This window comes from Planococcus koreensis, assembly GCF_004761975.1.
Taxonomy (GTDB): Bacteria; Bacillota; Bacilli; order Bacillales_A; family Planococcaceae; genus Planococcus; species Planococcus koreensis.
Window position 1 is genome coordinate 1 of the sequence record NZ_RQII01000052.1, and the last position, 25,579, is coordinate 25,579.

The following is a 25,579-nucleotide window of genomic DNA, read 5'->3' on the forward strand; positions in this document are numbered from 1 at the left end:
CGTATTTCCTCCGTTGCAGAGCGTATTTCTTCAATAACAGAGCGTATTTTCAACGCAATGGGGCGTATTCCAGCCGCACCCGAGCAAAATCGAAAACCTCATAATGTCAAAACAAAAACCCGCTCTCGGCATGAAAATGCCGAGAGCGGGTTTGCTGTAAAGCTATTCTTTTTCCGTTAGGAACGTGATCACTGCGAACAACAGGAACGCCAGCAGCAACAGCGTACCGCCGACGATGAACAACACAAGGACAAGCGTGTCGCTTAGATTGAACGGGTTCAAATTGTACATCCACATGCCGGCAGTCAGGCCGACTGCGCCAACCATCGCGAGGATGCTATGGAAGGCGACGAGCTTTTTGTATTTGATCGTGTAGACGCGGTAGAAAATGCCCCAGGCGAAAACCGATAGCCAGCCGACCAGCAGAATATGTGCGTGGATCGGGCGCAAGGCGTAATCCATCTGCCCCGCCATATGCGATCCAAGATAAGTGCCCAGGAAGCCGAAGATTGCTGAGAACTGGATCAAACGTAAACTCCAAACTTTTTCCATAAATTAAATCCTCCAATTATTTTTTTAAAGGTGTCTGCGGCAAATGCAGCGTGAATAGGCTGCCCGCGCAGAGTGTGCTTTCGGCTTCGATCGTGCCGTGGTGCAGCTCGGCAATCTGCTGGACAATCGATAAGCCGAGCCCGGTGCCGTCTTTCTTGCGTGCGGCATCTCCCCGGTAAAAGCGGTCGAACAGCTGCGGCAAGGCGTCTTGTGATATTCCCACGCCGGTATCTTTGAATGACACCACTGCGCCGGACTCGTCCGATTGCAACGAAATCTCGATGCTGCCCCCGGGTTTATTGTATTTAATGGCATTGGTCAATAAATTATCCCAGACGTTTTCCAGCAATTCGGGATCGCCGCGGAAACGGGTGGGGGCGAGGTGGTAAGACAAATTGATGTCTTGTTCCTCCAAGCGCCAGCGGTATTTCTGAACGGCGCTCTTCAATTGCTCATCGAGGCTGAATTCCTTCATTTTCAACGGATACGCGCCTTGGTCGAGCGACGTCAGCAGCAATAATTGCCGCGTCAGACTCGACAGCCGCTTCGCTTCCTGGTCGATGATCGATGTGTAGGACAGGCGATCGCCGTCCGGCAAATCGGGCGATTTCAAAAGATCAGCGTAGCCCTGGATGTTCATGAGCGGCGACTGGAAATCGTGCGATACGTTGCTGATGAACGATTTGCGCGCCAGGTCGTTGTGCTTGAGCTGGTTCTGCATCAAATTGAAGCTTTCCGACAGCTGGCCGATTTCGTCGTTGCGCCGGATATCCAACGGAAAACTGTAGTTCTCGCGCGCGATATGCTTCGTCGCTTCGGTCAGTTGGACAATCGGCCGCGTCAATTGGCGCGCCATCCACAGCATGCCGATGATGATGACGAGCGCAATCGCTGCGACAAAACCGATCAGCACCGAATGGATATCGGTTGCCACGAGCTTCGTGTCCGGCCGGATGAACAAGCCGTATTGCTCGCCGCCGAGTTCGAAGGGGACGCCGACCGTGTTGTGCAATTCATTGGTGAAATGGCCGATCATGAAAATCTGGTCCGTGAAATTGTCCAAGCCGGTGTAGACGGACCGTTCCGTCAGCACGCGGTTCGCTTCATCCGGAAACGCCGTGTCATCGAACGCTTCGCCGAAGAAGGTCTTATTGCCGGAGCTGTCGACGAGCGCAATCTGGTAGCCGAGCTTCGCGACCGCTTCCAAATAGCTGTCGAAGCCTGCTTCCGAGTACGGCACCATTTGGAGCGTGCCAACGATTTCTTCAGCGATGGCGACGTTCTGCTTGATGGTTTCGTTTTTCGTCACCGTCAAATAAAAGAAATTCGCCATGGTGAAGCCGACCAGGATGCTGATGAACAGAATAAACAGCGTTGCGACGGTGAATTGTCGGTACAAGGTCTTCATTTCGGCGCCTCGAGCTTATAGCCGATGCCGCGCAGCGTATGGATTTCGACGTTGGCGCCGTAGCGTTTCAGCCGGTCGCGGATGCGGTTGATGTGGGTGTTGAGCGTCATTTCATTGCCTTCGTGCTCTTCGCCCCACACATAATCCATCAGCAGACTGCGCGGTGTTGCCTGGTTGGCGCGCGACACCAGGAGCGACAGCAATTCGAACTCCTTCAGCGGCAAGATCAGGATTTCATCGCCAATCGCCACTTCGAAATTCCGGCGGTTGATCGACAAATTGCCGGCCTGCAAGTGTTCCTGGACCGAACGCTCGGAGCGCCGCAGCACCACTTTGACGCGGAACAGCAATTCCTTCGGCTCGAACGGCTTGACGACGTAATCCTCGGTGCCCGACAAGAAGCCTTTTTCCTTGTCTTCCAGCTGGTCTTTGGCTGTCAAAAGAATGACGGGGATGCCGAGTTCGCGTGTTAGGACGCGGGTCAGCTCGAAGCCGTCCATGCCGGGCATCATGACGTCGACGATGGCGAGATCGACCATTTCTTCTTCGAGCAGCAGCAGCGCTGCATCCGCGTCGCTTGCCCGCAGCACCTTATAGCCTTCATTTCCCAAATGGATCGCCACCAATTGCTGGATATACAGATCGTCGTCCACGACAAGAATTTTCATGCGGTTTCCTCCCCATCAAAAGGAAGCCCTGAGGTGCGGCTTCCCGTTATCTTTAGTATGCAGGGTTTACTGATCTTTTTCAAAAAACAATATCAACGCCGGCAGCAGCAAGCCGCGCACCAGGAACGTATCAATCAGGATGCCGATGGACACCATAAAGCCGAAGATGAACAAATCTGCAATCGGCATTGTCGTCAGCGCGGCAAACGTCGCAGCGAGGATGATGCCGGCGCTTGAAATGACGCCGCCCGTATTGCGGATGGCGATTTCAAGCGCGTCCTTGACCCGCAGCGATTTCCGTTCTTCGATAAAGCGCGACACCAGAATGATGTTGTAATCGATGCCGAGCGCGACCAGGAAGATGAACGCGTAAACCGGCACGCGGGTGCTGATCGCCTCAAAGCCGAACAACACATCGACCAGGAAAATGCCAAGGCCAAGCGCTGACAAATAGGAGAATAAAATCGTCGCCATCATATAAAACGGCATTTTCCACGAACGTGTGAGCACGAACAGCAACACGAGGATCAATAAAGTCTCAAGCGCCACAATCTTGTAGATGTCGCTGTTGTTGACGGCGCGTTCGTCGACAAGCTTCGGTGTGATGCCGCCGAAATGCGCTTCACCGTCAATGTCCGCAGCTTGGAGCAGCGAACCGCTGTCGGCGCGCAAGTCTTCCATGAAATCGAGTGCTTCCACTGAATACGGATTGAGCGACAGCGCGATGCTGTATTTCACCGCTTCGCCGTTTTCGGTTTGGCCCGACAGGCGCGCAGAGGCGATTTCCTCGTATGCAGTGAGCTCTTCACTTAACACCGCAGCCGTTTCTTCTGTGATCGGTTCATCACTTTCGATGAGCAAAGTGGAAGGGGCGATTTCGCCTTTGTCGAATTTCGATTCGACGATTTCATAGCCGACGCGGGAAGGCAAATCGTCCGGGAACGATTTCACTGTATCGAATTCAAATTCCAAATTGATGATGTTGATGGCCGAAACCAGCAGCAGGATGGCGACAAGGCCACCCGATAACAACGGCTTGTTGACGACGAATTTCGCCACCGGCCCCCAGATGCCATGTTTCATTTCTTTGGCTTCGCCGTATTTCGGCACTTTCGGCCAGAACGCTTTGCGGCCGAAAAGGGTGAACAGCGCTGGGATCAGCGTGATTGACGCAATCATGATGACGAAAACGGCTGTGCCGAAAATCGGCGCGAAATTCGAGTAGTCGCGGAAATCCGCAAAGAACAGCACGAGCATCGCGGCCAGCACGGTGCCGCCGGCAAAGAATACCGGTTCGCCGGTAGCACGCATGGCGTATTTCATTGCTTCGTATTTGCTTTCGTAATGGTTCAGTTCTTCGCGGAAGCGGGAGAACACGAACAACGAATAATCGATGACTGCCGCGAACAGCAGGATGCTCATAATCGACGTCGTCTGGCTCGTCAGCTCCAATCCGCCAGCCCCCATGAACGCGAGCGTTTGGTTGACGACCTGGTAGACGATGATCGTTGCCAGCAGCGGAATGACCGCCAGCAGCGGCGAGCGGTAGATGACAATCAGCAGGACCAAAATGATCAGCACCGTTGCAATCAACAACACAAAATCCGCTTGCTCGAACAGTTTCACAGTATCACCCGCGATGCCTGCGGGACCGGTGATGTAGAATTCCATGGCGTTGAAATCAGCGGCGATATCGCGGCCGATTTCCGACGCTTCGTCGTTGATTTCCGCGAAGTCGGCACTGCCGAGCCCCGCTTCGAGCGCCATCGGCACAATCATCGTCGTACCGTCTTCCGAATAAAAGCCTTCCAAAGCAGGCGGCGGCAATTGGCTGATGTCGACAATCGACTCGACGCCATCAAGCTCAGCTGCCGTGATGCCCGCCAGGATTTCCTGGACAGCTTCTAACTGCACATCGCCTTCCGGGTTATGAAACACGAGGATGCCCGGCGTGCCTTGGTCGTTCGGGAAATATTCCTCCAGTTTTTGGTCCGCGATGATCGACTGGGCGTCATCGGGCAGCGACTGGAAGTTCGCCACTTTATAATCGTTTAACGTCGGGCCCATGCTAAGGCCGATCATCCCTACGAACCAGACGATGATCGTAATCCACATGCCCCGTTTAGTGGATACCCAATCGGTGATCGGGTTTAAGAATTTGTTCATGCGTGACACTCCTTTTTCTCTATTGCTATCGAAATCATCATAGCCGACGAATATAAATTGAATATCAATTTTCAGTGGCGGAGATATGAACAGTTTTGCGGTTCAAATTACTTCCCGAGCGTATTTCGGCGCTACTGGGGCGTATTTCAGCTCTTGCCGAGCGTATTTCGTCCTTTATCGAGCGTATTTCACACGCAATGGGGCGTATTCGTCAGCGCGTGCCTTAAAGGCGCGCTTCTTTTAGGCAAATAAGCTTTTCCGCCCTTCGAATCTTATTTCAATCGGAGCAAAATGCTATAATGCGAAGTAAATAGAAGATTCAGCCAGAAGAAGAGTGAGTTTAGTGAAAAGGGGATGTTCGGATGAAGTTGGAGGAAGTTTTGTTTGTGGTGCTCGATGAGTATGCGGATTGGGAGGCGGCTTCGCTTGCGGCGGCATTGAACGAGAAGCCGGAACAGGGCGAGCAGCGCTATTGCGTGAAGACGGTGTCGCTCAGCAAAGAGCCGGTGCGTTCGATCGGCGGCTTCCGTACGCTGCCGGATTATGCGCTTGATGAAATCGGAGACGATTTTGCAGGCGTCGTGCTGATCGGCGGCAATTCGTGGCGCAAAGAGGAAAGCAAAGCGGTGATGGAACTCGTGCAAAAAGCGCTCGATGCCAATAAAGTCGTCGGGGCGATTTGCGACGCGTCCGTGTTCCTGGGCATGAAAGGCGTCTTGAATGATGTCCGCCATACGAGCAACCAGTTGGCGGATTTGAAAGAGGCATCGGCGGAAAACTATACGGGCGAGTCGGATTACGCGGAGCAGCAGGCCGTGCGCGACGGCAAGATTGTCACGGCGAACGGATCGGCATTTCTCGAGTTCGGCAAAGAGATGATGGAAGCGCTCGAGTCAGCGCCGCAAGCAGAGATTGATGAGTGGTACGAGTTTTTCAAGAGCGGCTACCATGAATTCATGAAAAAGCGTTAAAGAGAAAAACCGCAGTCGGGCGACTGCGGTTTTTGTGCGGGCAATTTAATTGAGATGGCAGCGGTGCCGATCTTCTTTTTTTACATAAAAATCGTATTGAACTTTGCTGGCGGAAGAATTTCTCGCCAAAGGGATATTGCTTTGGCCGGTAGCACCGAAGCCCGTGTCATTCATCTTCTGCACAAGGTCGTATGAAATATCCAATGCTTCGAACCCGCTGACAGCCCGGTCGCGCATTTCCTGGCCGAATGCCGTGTGGACCAAATACTTCTTATCAAGAAACAAAAATCGGAACAATCCCATGTCGGACCAAGCCCCTTTCTAAAACTATTTCCTGCGCAGCTCTTCAGCAATTTCCTTCAAAAGAACATTGCGTTCTTTGCCTTGTTTCAAAAAAGCGAAAACGATATAAACCCCGACGCCAATAAAAATAAAATTAAATAAGAGCGGAAATAACATTAAAAAATCTCCAGCCATGAATAAACCCCCTTTTCCTGTAATACGGAACAGTAGGGGAAACGTTTCAAAACAGTTTCTATTGCGCCAGCCTATCACCTCGTTTCTTTTGGATTGAATCGCGTAGGGGAGTATTTCAATAGGATTTATTCGTGAACGCACCTCACACCCGAAGTTTCGCACCTCAGGTCGAATAAACGCACCTCGCGAAGGAAGTTTCGCACCTCAGCATCAAAAAAACGCACCTCAAACCGGAAATTCCGCACCTCGCCCCGGAAGCCGCATGACTTCGCCGGCCATGACTCGTTTGCAATTTCTGTAAAAACATTCCCTTTTTTGAAACATTTAGACAAGTCATCCGTATACATACTATAGGCCACCATCTCACACGCAAAACAGTACATAGCAAGAACCGAGGAGTGGCGTATTGGGGGAACGGCAACTATTCGATCAAAGGGGAGTGGAAGCACGATGGAATCTTTAGGCATCATTTCAGTCATTATCGCGTTGCTGATCATTGCAGCGATTGCAGGCGTGGGGTATTTCTTCTGGATGAAAATCCGGTACCGCACCGCCAAATCAAATGAAGCATTAATCATCACCGGACCAAAATTGGGAGACCCGACAAAAGACACGAACATCTTCACCGACGACGAAGGGCGTTCGATGAAAATCATCCGGGGCGGAGGCTATCTGCTGAGACGTTTCCAGACTTCGACGCCGGTCAGCTTGACATCATTCCAACTGAAGCTAGCAACGCCGCGCGTTTACACGAACGCTGGTGTGCCGATTGTTGCGGACGCTGTGGCGATGGTGAAAGTGGCAGATACGTTGAACGGCATCGCCAATTACGCCGAGCAGTTTTTGGGCAAAAAGCAGGAAGAGATTGAAACTGAAATCATTGAAGTACTCGGTTCGAACTTGCGCGCGATCTTATCGAAAATGACCGTGGAAGACATCAACAGCGACCGCGAGAAATTCAATAATGACGTCCAGGATATCGCGCAGAAACAGCTTGATTTGATGGGCTTCAAGATCACCTCACTCGGATTGACCGATTTACGCGACGCCGATGAAAACAACGGCTATCTTGAGAATCTCGGACGGCCGCGGATAGCGGAAGTGCGCAAGCTCGCTGAAATCGCCGAAGCGAACACCGAACGCGAAACGCGGATTCACCGTGCGCAAACCGATCAGGAAGCGAAAGAAGAAGAATACAAGCGCCAGATTTCCACTGCGGAATCGAGAAAAGAGAAAGACTTGAAAGACGCTGCTTTTATGGAAGAAACCGAGCGCGCGCGTGCGAAATCCGAGCAATCGTATGAACTGGAAAAAGCCAAGCTCGCGATGGAAATCCAGGATGAAGAATTGAACCTCCAATTCATGGCGCGGGAACGTGCCGTGAAACTAGAAGAAGAAGAAAGCAAAGTGCGTAAAACAAAAGCCGATGCGACGTTTTACGAAACGACGCGTTCCGCTGAAGGGGATGCCCGCCGAGCGGTCATCGACGGCGAGGCGAAAGCGAAGATCAAGCGCGAAGAAGGTGCGGCAGAGGCCGAAGTCATCCGTGAGCGCGGTAAAGCGGAAGCTGAATCCCGTAAATTGCTTGCAGAAGCGATGGAAGAGCACGGCGACGTGATCATCACGGAAAAACTGATCGACATGCTGCCGGTCTTTGCAGAGAAAGTCGCCTTGCCGCTGAGCAACATCGAGTCCGTGAAAATCATTGATTCCGGCAACGGCCAAGGCATCCCGTCGTTCGGCCGGAGCGTTACGAAAACGATGGTCGACATGCAGGAACCGCTTAAGGAAATGACCGGCATCGACATCGGCGATTTGCTGAAGTCCTATGTCAACCGCAACAACCAGCCGGCTGCTCAAGCACCGGTGGCGACAATGCCGGCTGTGCAGGAAGAAATGGAATCGCCAATTGAAGAAGGGGCCATCGAAACTTATGAGCACCGTTAAGGACTAATAAAACCCGCAACTCCCTTGCTGTGAAAAGCGAAGGAGCGGCGGGTTTTGCTATGCGCAAAAATTTCAATGTTTTGTTTAATCGACATGATTCTATAAAAAGGTGGTAACATATCTGTAGATTGGCAAGAATGAGAATTCAGAGAATTGCCAGGTGAATGGGATTGAACAAACGAAGCAGTCCAGTAGACAGATAGCCGGATCTGAGGGGATCGGGATTTTCTTATGAGTTTCATTTTAAGGGGGTAAGTTCATGGGAGAAGCGTGCAAAGTTCTTATTGTCGATGACGAAATGTTGATCAGACAAGGAATCATTAATTATATTGCCTGGGAACAAGAGGGCTTTCAAATTGTCGGAGAAGCTTCGAACGGCAAAGAGGCGATGCAATTGATCGGGGAATTTTCTCCGCATATCGTCATTACGGACATCGTCATGCCGATCATGGATGGCATCGACTTGGTCAAAGAAGGAAAGAAAGAATTTCCAAACACTGAATTCATTGTCTTGAGCAGTTTTGAAGACTTCGATTACGTGCGGTCGATGTTCCAGAACGGCGTCGCCGATTATATATTAAAGCCTAAGTTAAACGGCCCTGAATTATTGCGGATCTTGAGCCGAGTGGTGGGAAGGATTCCAGACTTGCAGCATTCCGGATCGGCAGTAAAGCCGGAACGCTCTGCCGAAGAAATGCTCGAGAGCATGATCCTTGGATACGACTTGGCCTTGGAAGGGGCGGTTTTATCCGATGTGCTGCCCAATAGCCAATTCGTTTTAGTGGGCATCCGCGGAAAAGACTTGGATCCGAATCAGCTGAAAACGGCATTAAAACGCTCTATTTTTGAAGAACTGCCAATTTTCGCTTTGAATTCCAGCGACACTGAAACGCTGCTTTTGCTTAATTTCAAACCGCATCAGCTGGAAGCCATCAAACTGGCCGTCGAATACCAGGCTCTCGAATTGATCGGCACCATGTGGATGGTGTATGAGCCATTCGATTCCATTGACGATATGAAAACGGTTTACGATGAAGGCCGCTCCAAGATGAAAAAGTATGGGTTTTATTTGCCGGATACGAGTTTATTCGTCTACGATAATTTGCCGGTAGAAAATGAAAAGCAAGCCAATTTCGACTTGAACCATTTCATCGAAATGTTCAAAGACCGGCTGTTCAATGCAGCTTTTACCTATTTGGAAAACCACGTCGATTATTTGGCGGGGCGTTTTAATAACGACAGCTTTGAATTCAAATCATTTTTAGGCAATATTGTCTTCAACATCATCGTCTTATTGGATGCCATGAAATACAACACCGAAGACCTTGAGAAAAAGAAATACGGCTATTTCTCGACCATTAACGAAGCTGTCGATGTCAACGAAGCGCTGGAGCAGTTCAACGGTTTCCTGGAAGGAGTGCGGACAATCATGCTCTTGGGCGACAAAGCGGCTGACCCCGCAAATAACCTTGATAAAATCCTGGCGTACATCGAGCAGCATTACACGGAGCCATTGCGGCTGTCTGAAATCGCGAACCATTTCCACTTTAACGCGTCCTACCTGTCTTCGTATTTCAGCACGCACCACAAAGAAGGCTTCAGCGAATATTTGAACCGGGTGCGCATCAAAAAATCGATGGAATTGCTGGAAAACAGCACGGTGTCCATCTCGAATATCAGCGGGATGGTCGGCTATTCGGAGCATAGCTATTTCTGCAAAGTGTTTAAACGCATAACGGGAATGTCTCCAGGCAGCTATCGAAAGGAGCTCCAAGTGCAGCATGAAAATGAAGAAAAAGGCCTTTCTAGTCTTAAGAAATAACAGCCTGTTTATCAAAATGTTCCTGATCATGGTTATCAGCATCGTGGCGGTATCGCTCCTGATTACATTCAGTTCAATCCGCATGTCTTCAGATTTATTCATGGACACCTTCAGTATTTCCAACACGAAAGCCTTGGAACAGATCGAGACGGAATTCGAAGCGTATAGCTTTGCCATCGTCAGCACGGCAAATGAAGTGCAAAACAATGGAACCATCAAAAGAGTCTTGACCCAAGAAAATGGGAACGCCATTGAAATGTCGAAAGCCTATCATGACATCAGCTTACAAATCGAGCGCATTTATCCGTCAGTCGAGTCGTATGACGCGAATATGATTGTGCTCGGCTTCAACGAACGGCTGTACAACGTGAATTATTCGAATTGGCCCGTCTCCTGGGAAGTGCTGCGCAACCACCCGATTACGAAATACGCGATCAATCAGCCGAATCGGCTTGTGTATCAATTTTTGCCGTCCAACTCTTTTAATGACGAACCGATGATTGTGGCGACAAAAGCGTTGATGGAATGGTCGACCGGTGAAATTTACGGCGTCCTTTATTTCCCGATCCGTGAAGCGCAATTGAAAGAATTCTATGAAGGCTATACCAGCGTTGAAAACGAAGTGCTCTTGGTCAATGAAAGAGGAAGGATCATTTCCAGCAATAAAAAAGAATTGATCGGCGACGATGCGGTCGACGTCATGGCATTGGCAAAAGAAGTCGACGACGAGGAAATGGAATTTAAAGATGTCCATGTATTGGATAAAGATTACATGTTAATGTCGCAATACCTTCCGACCTATAATATGTATTTGGTGAACCTGGTGGATAAAAGCGCGGTGCTGGATAATTTGGTTAATACGAAAGAAATTCTCCTGATTAGTCTGGGCATCGTCCTGCTCGCTGTGATGGTGGTCTTCATCATTTCCCGCCGCATGACCAATTCCATCAGCCGATTGGTCAAGCAAATCTCGACAATGGCCAAACACGATTTCAACAAGCCGGTGGCAGAAACCGGTGGCTATGAAGCGAAAAAAATCGCTACTGCCTTCAACTCGATGCTCAGCGAATTGCAGGAATACGTGGACCTTGTCGTCCAAGCCCAGCAAAAGCAGCGCGGCGCGGAGTTGATGGCGCTGCAGCACCAGATCAATCCGCATTTCCTTTACAATACCTTGGCGTCAGTGAAATTCATGGTGCAGCAAGGCAAAAAGGAAAAAGCGACAGATATGATCCATGCGCTGATTTCATTATTGCAAAACGCCCTCAGCAACGTCGATCAAACCATCACCGTGGAACAGGAAATAACGGATTTGAAAAATTACGTCTTGATCAATCAAGCACGCTACGGCGACGGCATCAAAGTGAATTTCTTCATTTCTCCGGATTGCCTGGATTGCCAGCTTCCCAAGCTGATCCTGCAGCCGTTTATTGAAAATGCGTTTTTCCATGCATTCAACGAAAAAAAAGGAGGCTTTGTGCAAATCCTCGTATCCAAAAAAGGTGATAACTTGTTATGCGAGATTGTGGACAATGGAGACGGCATGGAGATCAAAGGCGACCACACGAAAGAAGACATCAAAGAGAAACGCCATCTGTTCAGTGGAATAGGCATCCGCAATGTCCATGAACGCATTCAATTGCTTTATGGAGAAGAATACGGTGTAGAAATTACCAGTGAAAAAGGCGAAGGAACGAAAGTGAAAGTGGAATTGCCGTTTCTAAAGATAGAAATTCCAGCAATATAAGCTTGTTGAGAAATTTTAATCATTTTTCTGACGGAGCCGATATTCCGCAAAACAGCTGCGAAGGTAGCGACCCAAGAATTGGATCGATGCCTTTGCGACGAAGCACAGAGTGCTGCAGGAGCACATGTTTTTTGACGCGGGCGAGCGCCAAGCCTCCTCAGTCGCTTCACTCCTTGCGGGGTCTCGGCTGTCTCGTCGCTACGCTGCCCCGCAGGCGTCTCCGCTGGTTTGCTCCATATCTGGAGAACACGAAAGAAACTGCAGAAAGTGTAATTTTCATGTGCTTCAGTAAATGAACTAACTCGCTAATAAGAAATATCTTTGAATGAAGCGGAAGGCGGCGACTCCAGCGGGCAAAGCCTGAGCTGAAGGCCCCGCAGGAGCGACAGCGACGAGGAGACTGAAGCCAGGCCCGCGGAACGCGTCCGCCTGAAGCGAAATGCATAAACAGCCATCTAAGTTTCTCGACAGTTTAAAATATCCAACAAAATTACAAGTACCTAAAAATAGTCCGAATAAAAATTGCATAAGTTTGAAATATCCAAAAATTTTCGGATATAACACCTAAAGATTGTGCTAACAATCTTTTTTTTTTGGTCGTTATACTGTATGTAAGGCGAAAAGTTAAGCGCTTACAAAAAGGGGGATTTAAGATGAAGAAGTTTTATCTTATGTTATTGCTGGCAGTTGGCATGCTTGTGTTGGCAGCTTGTTCTTCAGGGGATGAAGAAGCAAGCGGAGGCAGCGGTTCAGAAGGTTCATCCGGTACAGACACCATTACAGCTTGGGCTTGGGACCCGGCATTCAACATTGCAGCTCTTGAAAAAGCAAAAGAAGCATACAACGGAGACGGCGAGTTTGAAGTCGAAATCATTGAAAATGCGCAAGACGATATTATCCAGAAATTGAACACAGGGCTTAGCTCAGGTACGACGAAAGGAATGCCGAACATTGTGCTGATCGAAGATTACCGCGCACAAAGTTTCTTGCAGGCTTATCCGGATGCATTCCATCCATTGACGGATGTGATCGAAGCTTCCGACTTTGCTGAATACAAAATCGCAACGACAAGCCACGAAGGCGAGCAATACGGATTGCCATTCGATTCTGGCGTAGCTGCATTGTATGTCCGCACAGATTATCTTGAAGAAGCTGGCTATACAGTGGAAGACGTTACGAATATCACGTGGGACGAATACATTGAAATCGGTAAAAAAGTCAAAGAAACGACAGGCAAAAACATGCTGACATTGGATCCGAACGATTTGGCGCAGGTCCGCATGATGATCCAGACAAACGGTTCGTGGTATGTCGATGAAGACGGCTCTACACCAAACCTTGCAGACAACGAAACACTTGCAAAAGCATTTGAAACATACAAAAAGATGATGGATGCGGACATCGCAAAAATCGTTTCTGACTGGAGCCAGTTTGTTGGCGCATTCAACAGCGGAGATGTTGCCAGTGTTCCAACAGGCAACTGGATTACACCAAGCGTTAAACAAGGTGCAGATCAATCTGGCAACTGGGCAGTGGTTCCAATGCCGCGCTTGGATATGGACGGAGCGGTAAACGCATCTAACTTGGGCGGCAGCTCTTGGTATGTCTTGAACGTAGATGGCAAAGAAGAAGCAGCAGATTTCATGCTTAACACATTCGGCTCAAACCCTGATTTGTATCAAACACTTGTTAAAGACATCGGTGCTCTTGGAACCTATTCACCAGCAGCTGAAGGAGATGCCTATGCAGTCGAAGACGAATTCTTTGGCGGACAGCAGCTCATCACTGATCTATCAACATGGACTGATGAAATTCCAGCAGTCAATTATGGTCTTCACACGTATGCGATCGAAGATATCTTGGTTACTGGAATGCAGGATTATTTGAACGGCGCAGAGCTTACGACAGTACTTGAAAATGTCCAAGGACAAGCTGAAGCACAACTCAAATAATTGATTGAAAATAAATGAAGCCTTGAGTTGACGCCGAATAACTGGTAGAAGTGCTTGTTCGCTCACCAGTGCGGCTCAGCTCAAGTTTTTTTTATAGGAGGAATGAGGACCATGAGTCAGCAATCAACAAAAAAAGGTGAAATGGATCTTCCAGTGCGCTTGCGCTATAAAGAAACCAAACGCGAAAAAACAGGTGTGTTTTTTAAGAAAAAAGTTGGTTGGCTGTTCATCATTATCTCAGTCATCGCAATCACGATTTTCAACTTTTATCCGATGGTCCAAGCCTTTCTCTTATCGTTCCAATCCGGAATGGGCGGAAATCTCGAATATGTGGGTTTAGAGAACTGGAAGCGATTGTTCGGTGATCCGACATTTATCGCAGCGCTAACCAATACATCAATCTATTTGCTCATTCAAGTGCCATTGATGATTGTATTGGCGTTATTCTTTTCCGTATTGCTGAACGATCCTAAATTGAAGTTCAGAGGCTTTTTCCGAATCGCTATTTTCCTGCCATGTGTTACATCACTCGTTGCCTATTCGGTCATCTTTAAATACTTGTTTGGCATCGATGGCATCATCAACCAATTCCTGCTCAACTTCGGCTTCATCCCCGAAACGATCAACTTTTTAGCTGATCCCTTTTGGGCGAAAGTGGTCATCATCCTTGCCATTACTTGGAGATGGACAGGCTATAACATGATTTTCTACTTGGCGGCTTTGCAAAACGTCGACAAGTCGATTTACGAAGCAGCCAGAATTGATGGCGCAAACGCCTTCCAGCAATTTTTCCAAATCACGGTGCCGATGCTGAAGCCGATTATTTTATTCACATCGATCACATCAACCATCGGAACATTGCAGATTTTCGATGAAATCGTCAACATCACCAATGGCGGACCCGGAAATGCAACGATTTCGATCTCGCAGTACATCTACAACCTTTCCTTCGAATACACGCCTGACTTCGGTTACGCGTCAACTGTATCGTACGTCATCGTAATCTTGGTGGTAATTCTTTCAATTATTCAATTCAGAGTGGCGGGTGAGAGAAAATGAAAAGTTTGAAAAGAATCTTCATCTACACGTTCCTAAGCCTCGCAGCCATCGTGTCCATTTTCCCGTTCCTGTGGATGCTTGTCAGCATCACCAATAAATCGGTGGACGTGACGCAAGGCCGCTTGCTGCCGGGAACCCATCTGATCGAAAACATGAAAACCTTGTTCGCGACAGTGGACATCGTACCAGCGCTCGCCAACTCGGCGATCATCGCGGTCATCACGACCGTTTTGACACTTTTGCTCGCATCGCTTGCAGGCTACGGTTTTGAAATCCACCGCAGCAGAGGAAAAGACATCGTCTTCAATATTTTGCTGCTGTCGATGATGATTCCGTTTGCGGCCATCATGGTTCCGCTTTACCGCATGTTCGGCAGCATCAGCGACACCGCGCCATTAATCGGCATCGACTCGCTGGGTGCAGTCATTTTGCCAACCGCGACAACCGCGTTCTTCATCTTTTTCTTCCGCCAGAACACGAAAATGTTTCCAAAAGACCTGGTTGAAGCAGGGCGCATCGACGGCTTGAGCGAACTTGGCGTCTTCTTCCGGATTTACATGCCGACAATGAAAACAACTTATGCTGCAGCAGCTATCATCACATTCATGAACAGCTGGAACAATTACCTGTGGCCATTGGTTATCCTGCAATCACCGGAAAAAAGAACGATTCCGCTGTTGATTTCGAATCTCGGCTCGAGCTATTCGCCGGATTACGGCGTCATCATGTCAGCGATCGTCATCGCCACATTGCCGACTGCACTTGTGTTCTTCTTGATGCAGAAACACTTTGTTGCCGGAATGATGGGCTCGGTTAAAGGTTAAAGTTAATCATCGATAGTCCGAAAAACAGCTGATTAAGCAGGAGAAAAGCATAGTTGCTTTCAGCTATTTTGCGCCACATCCAAGGGCTAGGCAAAGCAAGAAGTCCACTTTATCGAAGTGACAAGTAGGAGGTTAATTGTGCCGATTTTTTATAACGGTTCCACTCGGGAGTTTCATCTGCAAACTGAAAAAACAAGTTATATTTTTAGCGTTTTGGAAAATGGCCAGCTGGGCCAGCTTTATTATGGGAAAAAGCTGCGCCATCGGGAGTCCTTTCAGCGCTTGTTCCATGTGGAGGCGACTCCGAATACCGCTTGCGTCAATGAAGGCGACCTCGTATTTTCATTGGATATATTGAAACAGGAATACCCGGCCTTCGGAACGACGGATTTTCGGGAGCCTGCTTACCAGGTGCTGCAAGAAAACGGCAGCCGCATCACGCATTTCGTCTATCAAGACCACAGCATCCGTCAAGGGAAGAACAAGCTGGAAGGCTTGCCTGCGACGTATGTGGAGAGCGAGGACGAGGCGGCCACTTTGGAAATTTCTTTATACGATAAAGAAATCGACGTTGAAATCCGGCTTTCGTATACGGTATTCGATGAACTGAATGCAATTACCCGCTCAGCTCGCTTTATCAATCACGGACAAGCAGAAGTGAATGTGGCGAGAGCGATGAGCGCCAGCATTGATTTGACGGATTCGAATTTTGAAATGGTGCAGCTGTCCGGTGCCTGGTCCAGAGAGCGGCACATCAAAAACCGCAAACTGGTTCCCGGCATGCAAAGCATTGCCAGCACAAGGGGCACGAGCAGTGCCCAGCACAACCCGTTTCTTGCACTTAAACGGCCGGAAACAACCGAACACCAAGGTGAAGTGTACGGCATGAGCCTGGTGTACAGCGGCAATTTCCTGGCGCAGGTGGAAGTGGATCATTACGACGTAAGCCGTTTGATGATCGGCATCAACCCGTTCGAGTTCAATTGGCTGCTGAAAAGTGGAGAAGCTTTCCAGACGCCGGAAGTGGTGCTGGTTTATTCGGCTGAAGGTTTGAATGACATGAGCCAGACTTTCCACCGCCTGTTCCGGACGCGTTTGGCCCGCGGGCAATGGCGCGATCGCGAACGTCCGGTGCTGATCAACAACTGGGAAGCGACGTATTTCGATTTTGATGAAAAGAAAATCTTTGAACTCGCGAAGGCATCCAAGGCATTGGGTGTGGAGTTATTTGTTTTGGACGACGGTTGGTTCGGCAAGCGGGACAGCGATACGACGTCGTTAGGCGATTGGACGCCCGATTCCCGCAAATTGCCGAATGGCCTGACCCAATTGGCAAAAGACATTAACGGCCTGGGCATGGAATTCGGTTTGTGGTTTGAGCCGGAAATGGTGTCGAAAGTCAGCGAATTGTATAAAGCCCATCCTGAATGGGTGATCCGCGTGCCAAACCGCCAAATGTCGCATGGCAGAAATCAGCTGGTCCTCGATTTTTCAAGGCAGGAAGTGGTGGATTATATCCATGGATTGATGGCTGGCGTGTTGCGGGATGCACCGATTTCCTATGTGAAATGGGACATGAACCGCTATATGACCGAAGTCGGTTCGCTGGACTTGCCGGCAGACAGGCAGCGCGAAGTGGCGCACCGCTACATTCTTGGCGTCTATTCCTTATACGAACGCTTAACGGCGGAATTCCCTCACGTCTTGTTCGAATCCTGCGCAGGAGGCGGCAGCCGGTTCGATCCAGGCATGCTGCATTACGCGCCGCAAGGCTGGACGAGTGACGACACCGATGCGGTCGAACGCTTGAAAATCCAATACGGCACATCGCTGGTTTACCCGATCTCTTCAATGGGCGCCCACGTCTCCGCAGTGCCCAACCATCAAGTTGGCCGGATGACGAGCCTCGAGACCCGTGCAAACGTCGCTTATTTCGGTGCTTTTGGCTACGAACTTGATGTCACCATGATGACGGAAGCGGAAAAAGAAACAGTGAAACAGCAAATCGCTTTCTATAAAGAAAATCGTTCGCTGATTCAGCAAGGGCGATTTTACCGCATCGAGAGTCCATTTGCTGAAGACGGCAACCGCACCAGCTGGGTGGCCGTTTCCGAAGACCAACGCGAGGCCATGCTCGGCTTTTACCAAGTCCTGGCGCAGCCGAACCCTGGGCTCACACGCATTTTCTTCAAAGGGTTAAACCCGGAATTCGAATACGCAATCGAAGGGATGGACGATACCTTTTACGGCGATGAATTGATGGCTGCAGGATTCCAGCTCAACCGCATCCGCTCCAACGAACACCCATCTGACTTCTCATCAATTGTTCTAAAGTTGAAGCAAGTGTAATAGGGTAGAGCTTCGGTTAAGCGCTGACGCTGAATACCGACAATTCAACCTCATTCCAACTCACATAGGAGGCGTCGAAGTGCTGACTGTTCAAAACGAATCGTTTTATTTTAAAGGGGAGCCTTTCCAAATCCTATCAGGCGGCATGCATTATTTCCGCACGGTGCCGGAACAATGGGAAGACCGCTTGCTGAAATTGAAGGCCCTGGGGCTGAATACAGTTGAAACCTACATTCCGTGGAATTTCCATGAACCGAAAAAAGGGGAGTTCAATTTTTCTGGAATGGCGGATATCGAACGTTTTATCGAACTGGCGCATAGATTAGGGCTTTACGTGATTTTGCGTCCGGCGCCGTATATTTGCGCAGAATGGGAAATGGGCGGCTTGCCGTCGTGGCTCCTGAAGCATAAAAGCTTGGTCATGAGAAGCAGCCATCCGTCTTTTCTGAAGCATGTATCAGATTATTTCGCTGAATTGCTGCCAAAGTTTAAAAAGCATTTGTACCAAAACGGCGGACCGGTCATCGCCATGCAAATCGAAAACGAATACGGTGCGTATGGCAACGATGGGGCGTACCTGGCATTTTACAAAGAACAATACGAAAAGCATGAACTGGATACATTCCTCTTCACATCAGACGGCCCGGACTTTATCAAGCAAGGCTCAATGCCGGATGTCACAACGACGCTGAACTTCGGTTCGCGCGTCGGCGAAGCGTTCGATGCACTGGAAGCGTTCAAGCCAGGATCACCGAAAATGGTGGCCGAGTTTTGGATCGGCTGGTTTGATTATTGGACGGGTGAGCACACAGTGCGGAGCGGGGAAGATGTGTCTGCAGTTTTCAAGGAAATCATGGAAAAGAACATTTCCGTTAATTTCTATATGTTCCATGGAGGCACGAACTTCGGCTTCATGAACGGCGCCAATCATTACGATATCTATTACCCGACAATCACCAGCTACGATTACGACAGCTTGCTGACAGAGGGCGGGGCCATTACTGAGAAATACAAGGCGGTCAAAAAGGTATTGAGCGAGTATCGCGAAGTGCCAGCGGATTTTGTGGAGGCACCATCGGCGAAAGCATATGGAGAGGTCATGCTTACGGAATCCGTCAGTTTGTTCGACGTCCTGGAAGCCATCAGCGGCAAAGCCGAGCACATTGTGCCGCTGGCAATGGAAGACATCGACCAATCATACGGCTATACGCTTTACCGCACGACGGTCAATCGCCAAGGCGCCTTGAAATTCAACTCCAGCAACATCCGCGACCGAGGCTTCATCTACATCAATGGCCGCTGCGTTGCGACAACGTATATCAACGATACGGAAAAAGAGCTCGTCCTCGATTTTCCGGAAGCGGTGAACACATTGGAAATCCTGGTTGAAAACATGGGGCGCGCCAATTACGGCGAACACTTGACCGATCCAAAAGGGCTCGTCAAAAATCCATGGCTCGGCGAGCAATATTTCTTCCATTGGGAGATGTTCAAAGTGGAGCTGGACCGTTTGCCTGAAGTTTACGGCATCAACCAGGACCAGCGCTTCCCGAAATTCTACCGCGGTTCGTTTGACGCAGCGGATGGCCTGGATACATATGTCGATCTGCACGGTTTCACAAAAGGCAACGTCTTCATCAACGGCTTTAACCTCGGCCGCTATTGGAACACAGCGGGGCCGCAGCAGCGGCTTTACTTGCCGGGGCCTTTATTGAAAAACGAGAACAATGAAATTGTCGTGTTGGAACTTGAAAACACGGCAACCGACCAAATCCAATTGCTGGATCAGCCGAAGCTTGGGTGATCGAAGCGGAACCAGAAGGGATGGAAAAACATGATCAACGATAAATTGCCGAAAATCTGGCACGGTGGGGACTACAACCCGGAACAATGGGATTCAAAAGAAATTTGGGACGAAGACGTCCGCATGTTCAAGCTGGCGGGCATCGACGTTGCGACATTGAATGTCTTTTCATGGGCATTAAATCAGCCGAATGAAGAAACGTATAATTTTGACTGGCTCGACGATAAGATCAACCGCCTTTACGAAAACGGCATTTACACATGCCTCGCAACAAGTACGGCTGCGCATCCGGCATGGATGGCGAAGAAATACCCGGACGTTTTGCGCGTGGATTTCTACGGCAGAAAACGGAAATTCGGCAGCCGCCACAACTCGTGCCCGAACAGCCCGACGTACCGCGAGTATTCAGAGAAGATTGCAGAGCAATTAGCAGAGCGCTACAAAGACCACCCGGCCGTCTTGATCTGGCATGTGTCCAACGAATACGGCGGCTATTGTTATTGCGACAATTGCCAAAGCGCATTCCGCGAGTGGCTGAGCGACAAATACGGCACGCTTGAAAAGCTCAACATAGCGTGGAATACCGGATTCTGGGGCCATACATTCTACGAATGGGACGAAATCGTTGCACCGAGTATGCTGAGTGAAGAACGCGAAAACAACGAATCCGATTTCCAGGGCATTTCACTCGATTACCGCCGTTTCCAATCGGACAGCCTACTCGATTGCTACAAGCTTGAATACAATGCGATCCGCAAGCACGTGCCGAATACGCCGATCACAACCAACCTGATGGGCACGTATCCGATGCTGGATTATTTCAAATGGGCGAAAGAAATGGACGTCGTATCATGGGACAATTACCCGGCGATCGATACGCCGTTCAGTTACACGGCCATGACGCACGATTTGATGCGCGGATTGAAGAACGGCCAGCCGTTCATGCTGATGGAGCAGACGCCGAGCCAGCAAAACTGGCAGCCGTATAATTCCTTGAAACGCCCAGGCGTCATGCGTTTGTGGAGCTACCAGGCAATCGGCCGCGGAGCGGATACGATCCTTTACTTCCAGCTGCGGCGTTCAGTCGGTGCTTGCGAGAAATACCACGGAGCGGTCATTGAACACGTCGGACACGAAAACACGCGCGTATTCAATGAAGTGGCGCAAATCGGCAATGAGTTCAAAGGATTGGGCGATACCTTGCTTGATGCACGGGTCAATGCCAAAGTGGCGATCGTCTTTGATTGGGAAAACCGCTGGGCAGTGGAACTATCAAGCGGGCCTTCGGTGTCGCTTGACTACGTCAACGAAGTCCATAAATATTACGATGCGCTTTACAAGCTGAATGTCCAAGTCGATATGATCGGCGTGGAAGAAGACTTGAGCCAATACGATGTCGTCATTGCTCCGATTTTGTACATGGTCAAAGAAGGCTATGCAGCGAAAGTCGAGGCGTTTGTTGAAAACGGCGGCACGTTCCTGACGACGTTCTTCAGCGGCATCGTCAACGAAACCGACATCGTCACATTGGGCGGCTACCCAGGCGAATTGCGTAATGTCCTTGGCATTTGGGCGGAGGAAATCGATGCGCTTCATCCGGATGAGACGAACCAAATTGTGCTGAAAGATGACCGCGGCAGCATGAGCGGCAGTTATTCATGCAATTTGCTGTTTGACTTGATCCATACCGAAGGCGCAGAAGCCGTCGCAGAATACGGCTCTGACTTCTACAAAGGCATGCCGGTTCTGACGGTCAATCAATTCGGCAAAGGGAAAGCGTGGTACGTGGCGTCAAGCCCGGATGCGGAATTCCTCGTCGACTTCCTGCAGACGGTGTGCGAAGAAGCGGGCGTCGAGCCGTTGCTGGCAGTACCTGCAGGCATCGAAACGACGGAACGCGTGAAAGATGGCCAAACCTACCTGTTTGTGCTGAACCACAATGCTGAACAAGCGACGATCGATTTGCAAGACAGCCAGTACCAGGAATTGCTGACGGATCAGCAATTGAACGGGAACGTGGAGCTCGAAGCGAAAGGCGTCTTGATTTTAGCGAAAGTGTAAAACGGATTTGCTGACAAAAGGAAAGACACAAAAACAGGCTGACCCTTGAAAAAGGATCAGCCTGTTTTTTTATGCGTTATGGACAGACACCTTGTTTGTTCAAGGTGCTGATAAAGCGTTCGAATGCAGCCGCTTCTTTTAACACGCCGGCGTCTTCCAGCACGCGGACGAATTTTTTCCCCAGTTCTTTTTGCAGGAGAACTTCGACATCTTCACGTAGAGTAAGAACGCCATATTGCACTTTTAGCTGTTCAGCCCATTCGAGGTGGGGAGCAGCTACATTATGTGCATGTCCGAGCAGAAACTCCTCGATTTCCGCCAGTTCTTCTTTTAAGCGGGGCGGCAAGACGGCAAGCCCCATCACTTCGATCAAACCGATGTTTTCTTTTTTGATGTGCTGGACATCTGAGTGCGGGTGGAAAATCCCGGACGGATATTCCTCAGTTGTCCGGTTGTTCCGCAGCACCAAGTCGATTTCGAACAGCCCGTTGCGGTTTCGCGCAATCGGCGTAATCGTGTTATGCGGTGTATCGCCAGTAAATGCCAGGACATTTGCTGCTTCATCGGAATAATTTCTCCACGTCTGTAAAATCTCATCGGCAGCATTCACCAGCTTGCCGATTTCTTCGCCTTTCAAGCGGATCACCGACATCGGCCATTTGACGACAGAGGCAGCGATATCCGGATGGGAAGTGAGCGGAAACGTAAAAGCTTCTTCCGCATTGGTCATCGCAAATTCATAGCGCCCGGCCTGGTAATGGTCGTGGCTTAGAATGGATCCTCCGACAATCGGCAAATCGGCGTTTGAACCGATAAAGTAATGAGGGAACCGTGCTGTAAAAGCAAGCAGGCGCTCAAATCCGCCGCGGTCGATTTTCATGTCACGGTGTTCTTCAGACAGCAAAATACTGTGCTCGTTGTAGTAGACATACGGCGAATACTGGAAATACCAGTTTTCCCCGGTAAGAGGGATGTTGACGACACGGTGGTTTGCCCGTGCCGGGTAGCCAATCCGTCCAGCATAGCCTTCGTTTTCCTTGCACAAGAGGCATTTCGGGTAACAAAGCGTTTGTTTCATCTCACGTTCCCGTTTGATTTGCTCCGGATCTTTTTCCGGTTTCGACAAATTGATCGTAATGTCCATCTTGCCGTAAACCGTATCCGCTTTATAAGAAATGTTTTTCCTGATGCGGTTCATCTGGATGTAATTGCTGTTTTTGCTTAATTCATAAAAATAATCGGTTGCGGCGATCGGCGACTCGGCATATTGTTCATTGAATAAAGCGTTGATGGAAGAAGGGCGGGCCACAAAGCAATTCATGATATTGGCCGACAGCATTTCCTTATCGTCAAAGATATCCGGAATCACGCCTTGCTGCACGGCATAGCCGATCAAGTTTTCCAGCAGGTTCGGAATGGTATCCGCTGCAGGTTCGACGGCGTGTTCAGGAAACGATTCCAGCCCCAGCAGATTCATCACCTGGTTGCGGGCGTAATCGATATCATCCGTTTCTATCAAGTTTGTTTCGATGGCTTTGTGAATAAGTCCAAGAAGATTTTCGTAAACCATTTTCACACTTCCTTTTCGTAGCCTGCAGGATGAGAAGAATGCCAGTTCCATGCATCTCCGATGATTTTATCCACCGACGTATGGACGGGGTTCCAGCCCAATACTTGTTTGGCTTTATCCGAACTGGCGATCAGCGTGCCCGGATCGCCGGCTCTGCGGGGACCTATTTTGACCGGAATTTCTTTGCCGGTTACAGCACGCGCTGCCGCAATCATTTCATTTACGGAAAAGCCTTGGCTGCTGCCAAGATTGAAGATGTCGCTTTCTCCGCCTTTTTTCAAATAATCCAATGCCAATAAATGCGCTTTGATGAGGTCTTCGACATGGACATAGTCGCGGATGCACGTGCCGTCGGGCGTGTCGTAATCATCGCCGAAAACGGTGATTTCTTTTCGCTGCCCTAATGCTGTCTGCAAGATGAGAGGGACCAGATGTGATTCAGGACGGTGGTCTTCGCCGATTTCCGCCGTTTCTCTAGCACCAGCGACGTTAAAATAACGCAGTGAAACAAATTTCAAGTCGTGTGCCAATCCCGTCCACTTCATCATTTTTTCCATCGTCAGCTTGGTTTCGCCGTAAGTGTTCGCCGGGTTGGTCGGCATCGTCTCGGTAATCGGCACCGCTTCCGGCTCGCCGTATGTAGCGGCGGTAGAAGAGAAGACGATTTTATTGACGTTATGCGCAATCATGGTTTTCAATAGCACTTGGGTGCCGTATACATTATTATCGAAATACTTTAGCGGATTTTCCATCGATTCACCAACCAGGGAATTGGCGGCAAAGTGGAGGACCGTATCAATCGACTCGTTCTCAAAAACCGTGTTCAGGAAATCGGCATTCCGGATATCGCCTTCGTAAAAAACAGCCTCTGGATGGATAGCGCCAAGATTGCCCGTCTCCAAATTATCAACAATGACGACGCTGTTTCCTTCACCGATCAATTGGTAAACTGCGTGTGAACCGATATAGCCTGCTCCGCCCAATACTAAAACACTCATAGTCAAAACTCCTCTCTAAGTTCTTTCGCACCATCCGAAATTTTCGCTTCGTAAAATGAAGGGGAATAACCGAATTCTTCTGTATAGCTCGCCGCAAGGTTCTCTTTGAAACTGTTTACCTGCGCCTCGTGGACGATGGCGATGGCGCATCCGCCAAAGCCGGCACCGGTCATCCGCGCACCGAGTACGCCCGGATGCGCCCACGCCAGTTCCGCAATTTTATCCAGCTCTGCGCCGGTGACTTCGTAATCATCGCGAAGCGAGACGTGGGAGACGTTCATCAATTTCCCGAACGCTTCCAGGTGGCCTTGCTCGAGTTCTTTCAGCGCCAGCAGGGTGCGTTCGTTTTCATAGACCGCATGCTTGGCCCGTTTCAGGTTTGTGTTATTGGCGATGAGGTGTTTCGCCTCTTCGAATTTTTCTGCCGTCAACTCGCCTAAGCTGCTGATGGGCAGCTCTGTGCGCAAATCAGCCAGCGCTTGTTCACATTCCGCACGGCGTTCATTGTATTTTGAAGCGGCCAATGTCCGCTGTTTATTGGAATTGATAATGACGATTTCGTGATCGGCCAAATCGATGGGAGCGTAATGATAATCGAGTGTTTGGCAATTCAGCAATAGCGCAAAGTCTTTTTTTCCTTTGCCGATTGCAAACTGGTCCATAATGCCGCTATTGACGCCGATATACTGATTTTCCACGTTTTGTCCCAACTGAATCATACGCAGCCGTTCTATTTCCAGGTTGAACAGGCCTTCAAGAACCACGCCTGTCGCCATTTCAATTGAAGCGGAAGAAGAGAGCCCGGCACCGTTCGGAATGTTTCCGTAGAACAGAATATCCATTCCATGAGAGATAGAAAAACCATCTTTTACAATATGCTGGATCATGCCTTTCGGAAAGTTCGCCCAGTCGTGGTCGGGGTTGAAAGACAAGTCGCCCAACTCACATTCAATTATGCCTTGCTCCGGAAAATTCAGCGAGTAGAATCGCAATTTTTGATCGCTGCGCGGGCTGGCAACAGCATAAGTGCCAAGGGAAATAGCAGCTGGAAACACATGGCCGCCGTTGTAATCGGTATGTTCGCCGATCAGATTGATGCGGCCAGGCGCAAAAAAGAAGCGCGGTTCGACATCGGTTTCGAAGATTTCATGAAAAACTTGAGACAATTCGTTTTGGTTCATCTTATTTCCCCCAATACTTTGTA

Annotated in this window: 20 protein-coding genes; 11 read left to right on the forward strand and 9 right to left on the reverse strand. The window is 49.5% G+C overall.

Annotation, left to right across the window (positions count from 1 at the left end; translation table 11 throughout):
* Positions 1-180, forward strand: a 180-nt coding sequence (locus tag EGV91_RS17275; protein ID WP_206662872.1) for a hypothetical protein, incomplete at its 5' end; no start/stop codon positions are given.
* On the opposite strand, the gene EGV91_RS11995 is transcribed toward EGV91_RS17275, so the two are convergent.
* The 4 genes from EGV91_RS11995 to EGV91_RS12010 form a co-directional block, all read right to left on the reverse strand.
* Entirely contained in the window at positions 163-552 is a 390-nt protein-coding gene (locus EGV91_RS11995; protein WP_135504051.1) for a hypothetical protein, read from the reverse strand. The genes EGV91_RS17275 and EGV91_RS11995 overlap by 18 nt on opposite strands.
* 16 nt (positions 553-568) lie before the next feature.
* A complete protein-coding gene (locus tag EGV91_RS12000) occupies positions 569-1,960 on the reverse strand; it encodes a sensor histidine kinase (RefSeq protein ID WP_135504053.1) in 1,392 nt (463 codons plus the stop codon).
* The gene (locus tag EGV91_RS12005) at positions 1,957-2,628 is read right to left on the reverse strand and encodes a response regulator transcription factor (RefSeq protein ID WP_135504055.1); all 672 of its coding nucleotides are present in this window, start codon (positions 2,626-2,628) and stop codon (positions 1,957-1,959) included. The genes EGV91_RS12000 and EGV91_RS12005 overlap by 4 nt, the downstream gene beginning before the upstream one ends.
* Before the next feature lie 66 nt (positions 2,629-2,694).
* Positions 2,695-4,794 (reverse strand): MMPL family transporter, encoded by a 2,100-nt coding sequence (locus tag EGV91_RS12010; RefSeq protein WP_135504056.1) that lies wholly within the window; start codon positions 4,792-4,794, stop codon positions 2,695-2,697.
* Positions 4,795-5,156: 362 nt separating this feature from the next.
* Here EGV91_RS12010 and EGV91_RS12015 point away from each other — a divergent pair, with 362 nt between their 5' ends.
* Positions 5,157-5,765 carry a type 1 glutamine amidotransferase family protein gene (locus EGV91_RS12015; protein WP_135504058.1) on the forward strand — a complete coding sequence of 203 codons (609 nt, stop codon included), beginning with the start codon at positions 5,157-5,159 and terminating at the stop codon, positions 5,763-5,765.
* A gap of 45 nt (positions 5,766-5,810) precedes the next feature.
* On the opposite strand, the gene EGV91_RS12020 is transcribed toward EGV91_RS12015, so the two are convergent.
* Positions 5,811-6,068 carry a hypothetical protein gene (locus tag EGV91_RS12020; protein ID WP_135504060.1) on the reverse strand — a complete coding sequence of 86 codons (258 nt, stop codon included), beginning with the start codon at positions 6,066-6,068 and terminating at the stop codon, positions 5,811-5,813.
* Between the two features lie 24 nt (positions 6,069-6,092).
* The gene (locus EGV91_RS17140) at positions 6,093-6,242 is read right to left on the reverse strand and encodes a hypothetical protein (protein WP_158290611.1); all 150 of its coding nucleotides are present in this window, start codon (positions 6,240-6,242) and stop codon (positions 6,093-6,095) included.
* Between the two features lie 450 nt (positions 6,243-6,692).
* On the opposite strand from EGV91_RS17140, the gene EGV91_RS12025 reads away from it, so the two are divergent.
* From EGV91_RS12025 to EGV91_RS12065, 9 genes are all read left to right on the forward strand, one after another.
* Positions 6,693-8,189, forward strand: a complete 1,497-nt coding sequence (locus EGV91_RS12025; RefSeq protein ID WP_135504062.1) for a flotillin family protein — start codon at positions 6,693-6,695, stop codon at positions 8,187-8,189.
* Positions 8,190-8,448: 259 nt separating this feature from the next.
* Entirely contained in the window at positions 8,449-10,011 is a 1,563-nt protein-coding gene (locus EGV91_RS12030) for a response regulator transcription factor (protein ID WP_135504064.1), read from the forward strand.
* Positions 9,971-11,758: a sensor histidine kinase gene (locus tag EGV91_RS12035; RefSeq protein WP_135504066.1), complete on the forward strand. Its 1,788-nt coding sequence runs from the start codon at positions 9,971-9,973 to the stop codon at positions 11,756-11,758. The genes EGV91_RS12030 and EGV91_RS12035 overlap by 41 nt, the downstream gene beginning before the upstream one ends.
* 653 nt (positions 11,759-12,411) lie before the next feature.
* Positions 12,412-13,710: an ABC transporter substrate-binding protein gene (locus EGV91_RS12040; RefSeq protein ID WP_135504067.1), complete on the forward strand. Its 1,299-nt coding sequence runs from the start codon at positions 12,412-12,414 to the stop codon at positions 13,708-13,710.
* A 111-nt stretch (positions 13,711-13,821) separates the two neighbouring features.
* Complete coding sequence (locus tag EGV91_RS12045) at positions 13,822-14,769, forward strand: carbohydrate ABC transporter permease (RefSeq protein WP_135504069.1); 948 nt, start codon at positions 13,822-13,824, stop codon at positions 14,767-14,769.
* Complete coding sequence (locus EGV91_RS12050) at positions 14,766-15,593, forward strand: carbohydrate ABC transporter permease (RefSeq protein WP_135504071.1); 828 nt, start codon at positions 14,766-14,768, stop codon at positions 15,591-15,593. Before EGV91_RS12045 ends, EGV91_RS12050 begins: the two co-directional genes overlap by 4 nt.
* A 138-nt stretch (positions 15,594-15,731) precedes the next feature.
* Complete coding sequence (locus EGV91_RS12055) at positions 15,732-17,942, forward strand: alpha-galactosidase (RefSeq protein WP_135504072.1); 2,211 nt, start codon at positions 15,732-15,734, stop codon at positions 17,940-17,942.
* Between the two features lie 79 nt (positions 17,943-18,021).
* A complete protein-coding gene (locus EGV91_RS12060; RefSeq protein ID WP_135504074.1) occupies positions 18,022-19,746 on the forward strand; it encodes a glycoside hydrolase family 35 protein in 1,725 nt (574 codons plus the stop codon).
* A 30-nt stretch (positions 19,747-19,776) separates the two neighbouring features.
* On the forward strand, positions 19,777-21,807 hold the full coding sequence (locus tag EGV91_RS12065) for a beta-galactosidase (protein WP_135504076.1): 2,031 nt from the start codon (positions 19,777-19,779) through the stop codon (positions 21,805-21,807).
* 76 nt (positions 21,808-21,883) lie between these two features.
* Here EGV91_RS12065 and galT read toward each other — a convergent pair whose 3' ends face one another.
* Genes galT through EGV91_RS12080 form a run of 3 tightly spaced genes read right to left on the reverse strand, consistent with a single transcriptional unit; the run spans position 21,884 to position 25,556 of the window.
* Positions 21,884-23,377 (reverse strand): UDP-glucose--hexose-1-phosphate uridylyltransferase, encoded by a 1,494-nt coding sequence (galT, locus tag EGV91_RS12070; RefSeq protein ID WP_135504078.1) that lies wholly within the window; start codon positions 23,375-23,377, stop codon positions 21,884-21,886.
* Between the two features lie 2 nt (positions 23,378-23,379).
* Positions 23,380-24,375: a UDP-glucose 4-epimerase GalE gene (gene galE, locus EGV91_RS12075; protein ID WP_135504080.1), complete on the reverse strand. Its 996-nt coding sequence runs from the start codon at positions 24,373-24,375 to the stop codon at positions 23,380-23,382.
* A gap of 2 nt (positions 24,376-24,377) precedes the next feature.
* A complete protein-coding gene (locus EGV91_RS12080; RefSeq protein WP_135504082.1) occupies positions 24,378-25,556 on the reverse strand; it encodes a galactokinase in 1,179 nt (392 codons plus the stop codon).
* Positions 25,557-25,579: the final 23 nt, after the last annotated feature.

Coding starts and splice junctions, on each gene's coding strand:
- EGV91_RS17140 (WP_158290611.1), bottom strand. CDS start 6,242: ATGGCTGGAGATTTTTTAATGTTATTTCCGCTCTTATTTAATTTTATT.
- EGV91_RS12010 (WP_135504056.1), bottom strand. CDS start 4,794: ATGAACAAATTCTTAAACCCGATCACCGATTGGGTATCCACTAAACGG.
- EGV91_RS12065 (WP_135504076.1), top strand. CDS start 19,777: ATGATCAACGATAAATTGCCGAAAATCTGGCACGGTGGGGACTACAAC.
- galT (WP_135504078.1), bottom strand. CDS start 23,377: ATGGTTTACGAAAATCTTCTTGGACTTATTCACAAAGCCATCGAAACA.
- EGV91_RS12000 (WP_135504053.1), bottom strand. CDS start 1,960: ATGAAGACCTTGTACCGACAATTCACCGTCGCAACGCTGTTTATTCTG.
- EGV91_RS12005 (WP_135504055.1), bottom strand. CDS start 2,628: ATGAAAATTCTTGTCGTGGACGACGATCTGTATATCCAGCAATTGGTG.
- EGV91_RS12045 (WP_135504069.1), top strand. CDS start 13,822: ATGAGTCAGCAATCAACAAAAAAAGGTGAAATGGATCTTCCAGTGCGC.
- EGV91_RS11995 (WP_135504051.1), bottom strand. CDS start 552: ATGGAAAAAGTTTGGAGTTTACGTTTGATCCAGTTCTCAGCAATCTTC.
- EGV91_RS12025 (WP_135504062.1), top strand. CDS start 6,693: ATGGAATCTTTAGGCATCATTTCAGTCATTATCGCGTTGCTGATCATT.
- EGV91_RS12030 (WP_135504064.1), top strand. CDS start 8,449: ATGGGAGAAGCGTGCAAAGTTCTTATTGTCGATGACGAAATGTTGATC.
- EGV91_RS12040 (WP_135504067.1), top strand. CDS start 12,412: ATGAAGAAGTTTTATCTTATGTTATTGCTGGCAGTTGGCATGCTTGTG.
- galE (WP_135504080.1), bottom strand. CDS start 24,375: ATGAGTGTTTTAGTATTGGGCGGAGCAGGCTATATCGGTTCACACGCA.
- EGV91_RS12020 (WP_135504060.1), bottom strand. CDS start 6,068: ATGGGATTGTTCCGATTTTTGTTTCTTGATAAGAAGTATTTGGTCCAC.
- EGV91_RS12015 (WP_135504058.1), top strand. CDS start 5,157: ATGAAGTTGGAGGAAGTTTTGTTTGTGGTGCTCGATGAGTATGCGGAT.
- EGV91_RS12080 (WP_135504082.1), bottom strand. CDS start 25,556: ATGAACCAAAACGAATTGTCTCAAGTTTTTCATGAAATCTTCGAAACC.
- EGV91_RS12050 (WP_135504071.1), top strand. CDS start 14,766: ATGAAAAGTTTGAAAAGAATCTTCATCTACACGTTCCTAAGCCTCGCA.
- EGV91_RS12035 (WP_135504066.1), top strand. CDS start 9,971: ATGAAAATGAAGAAAAAGGCCTTTCTAGTCTTAAGAAATAACAGCCTG.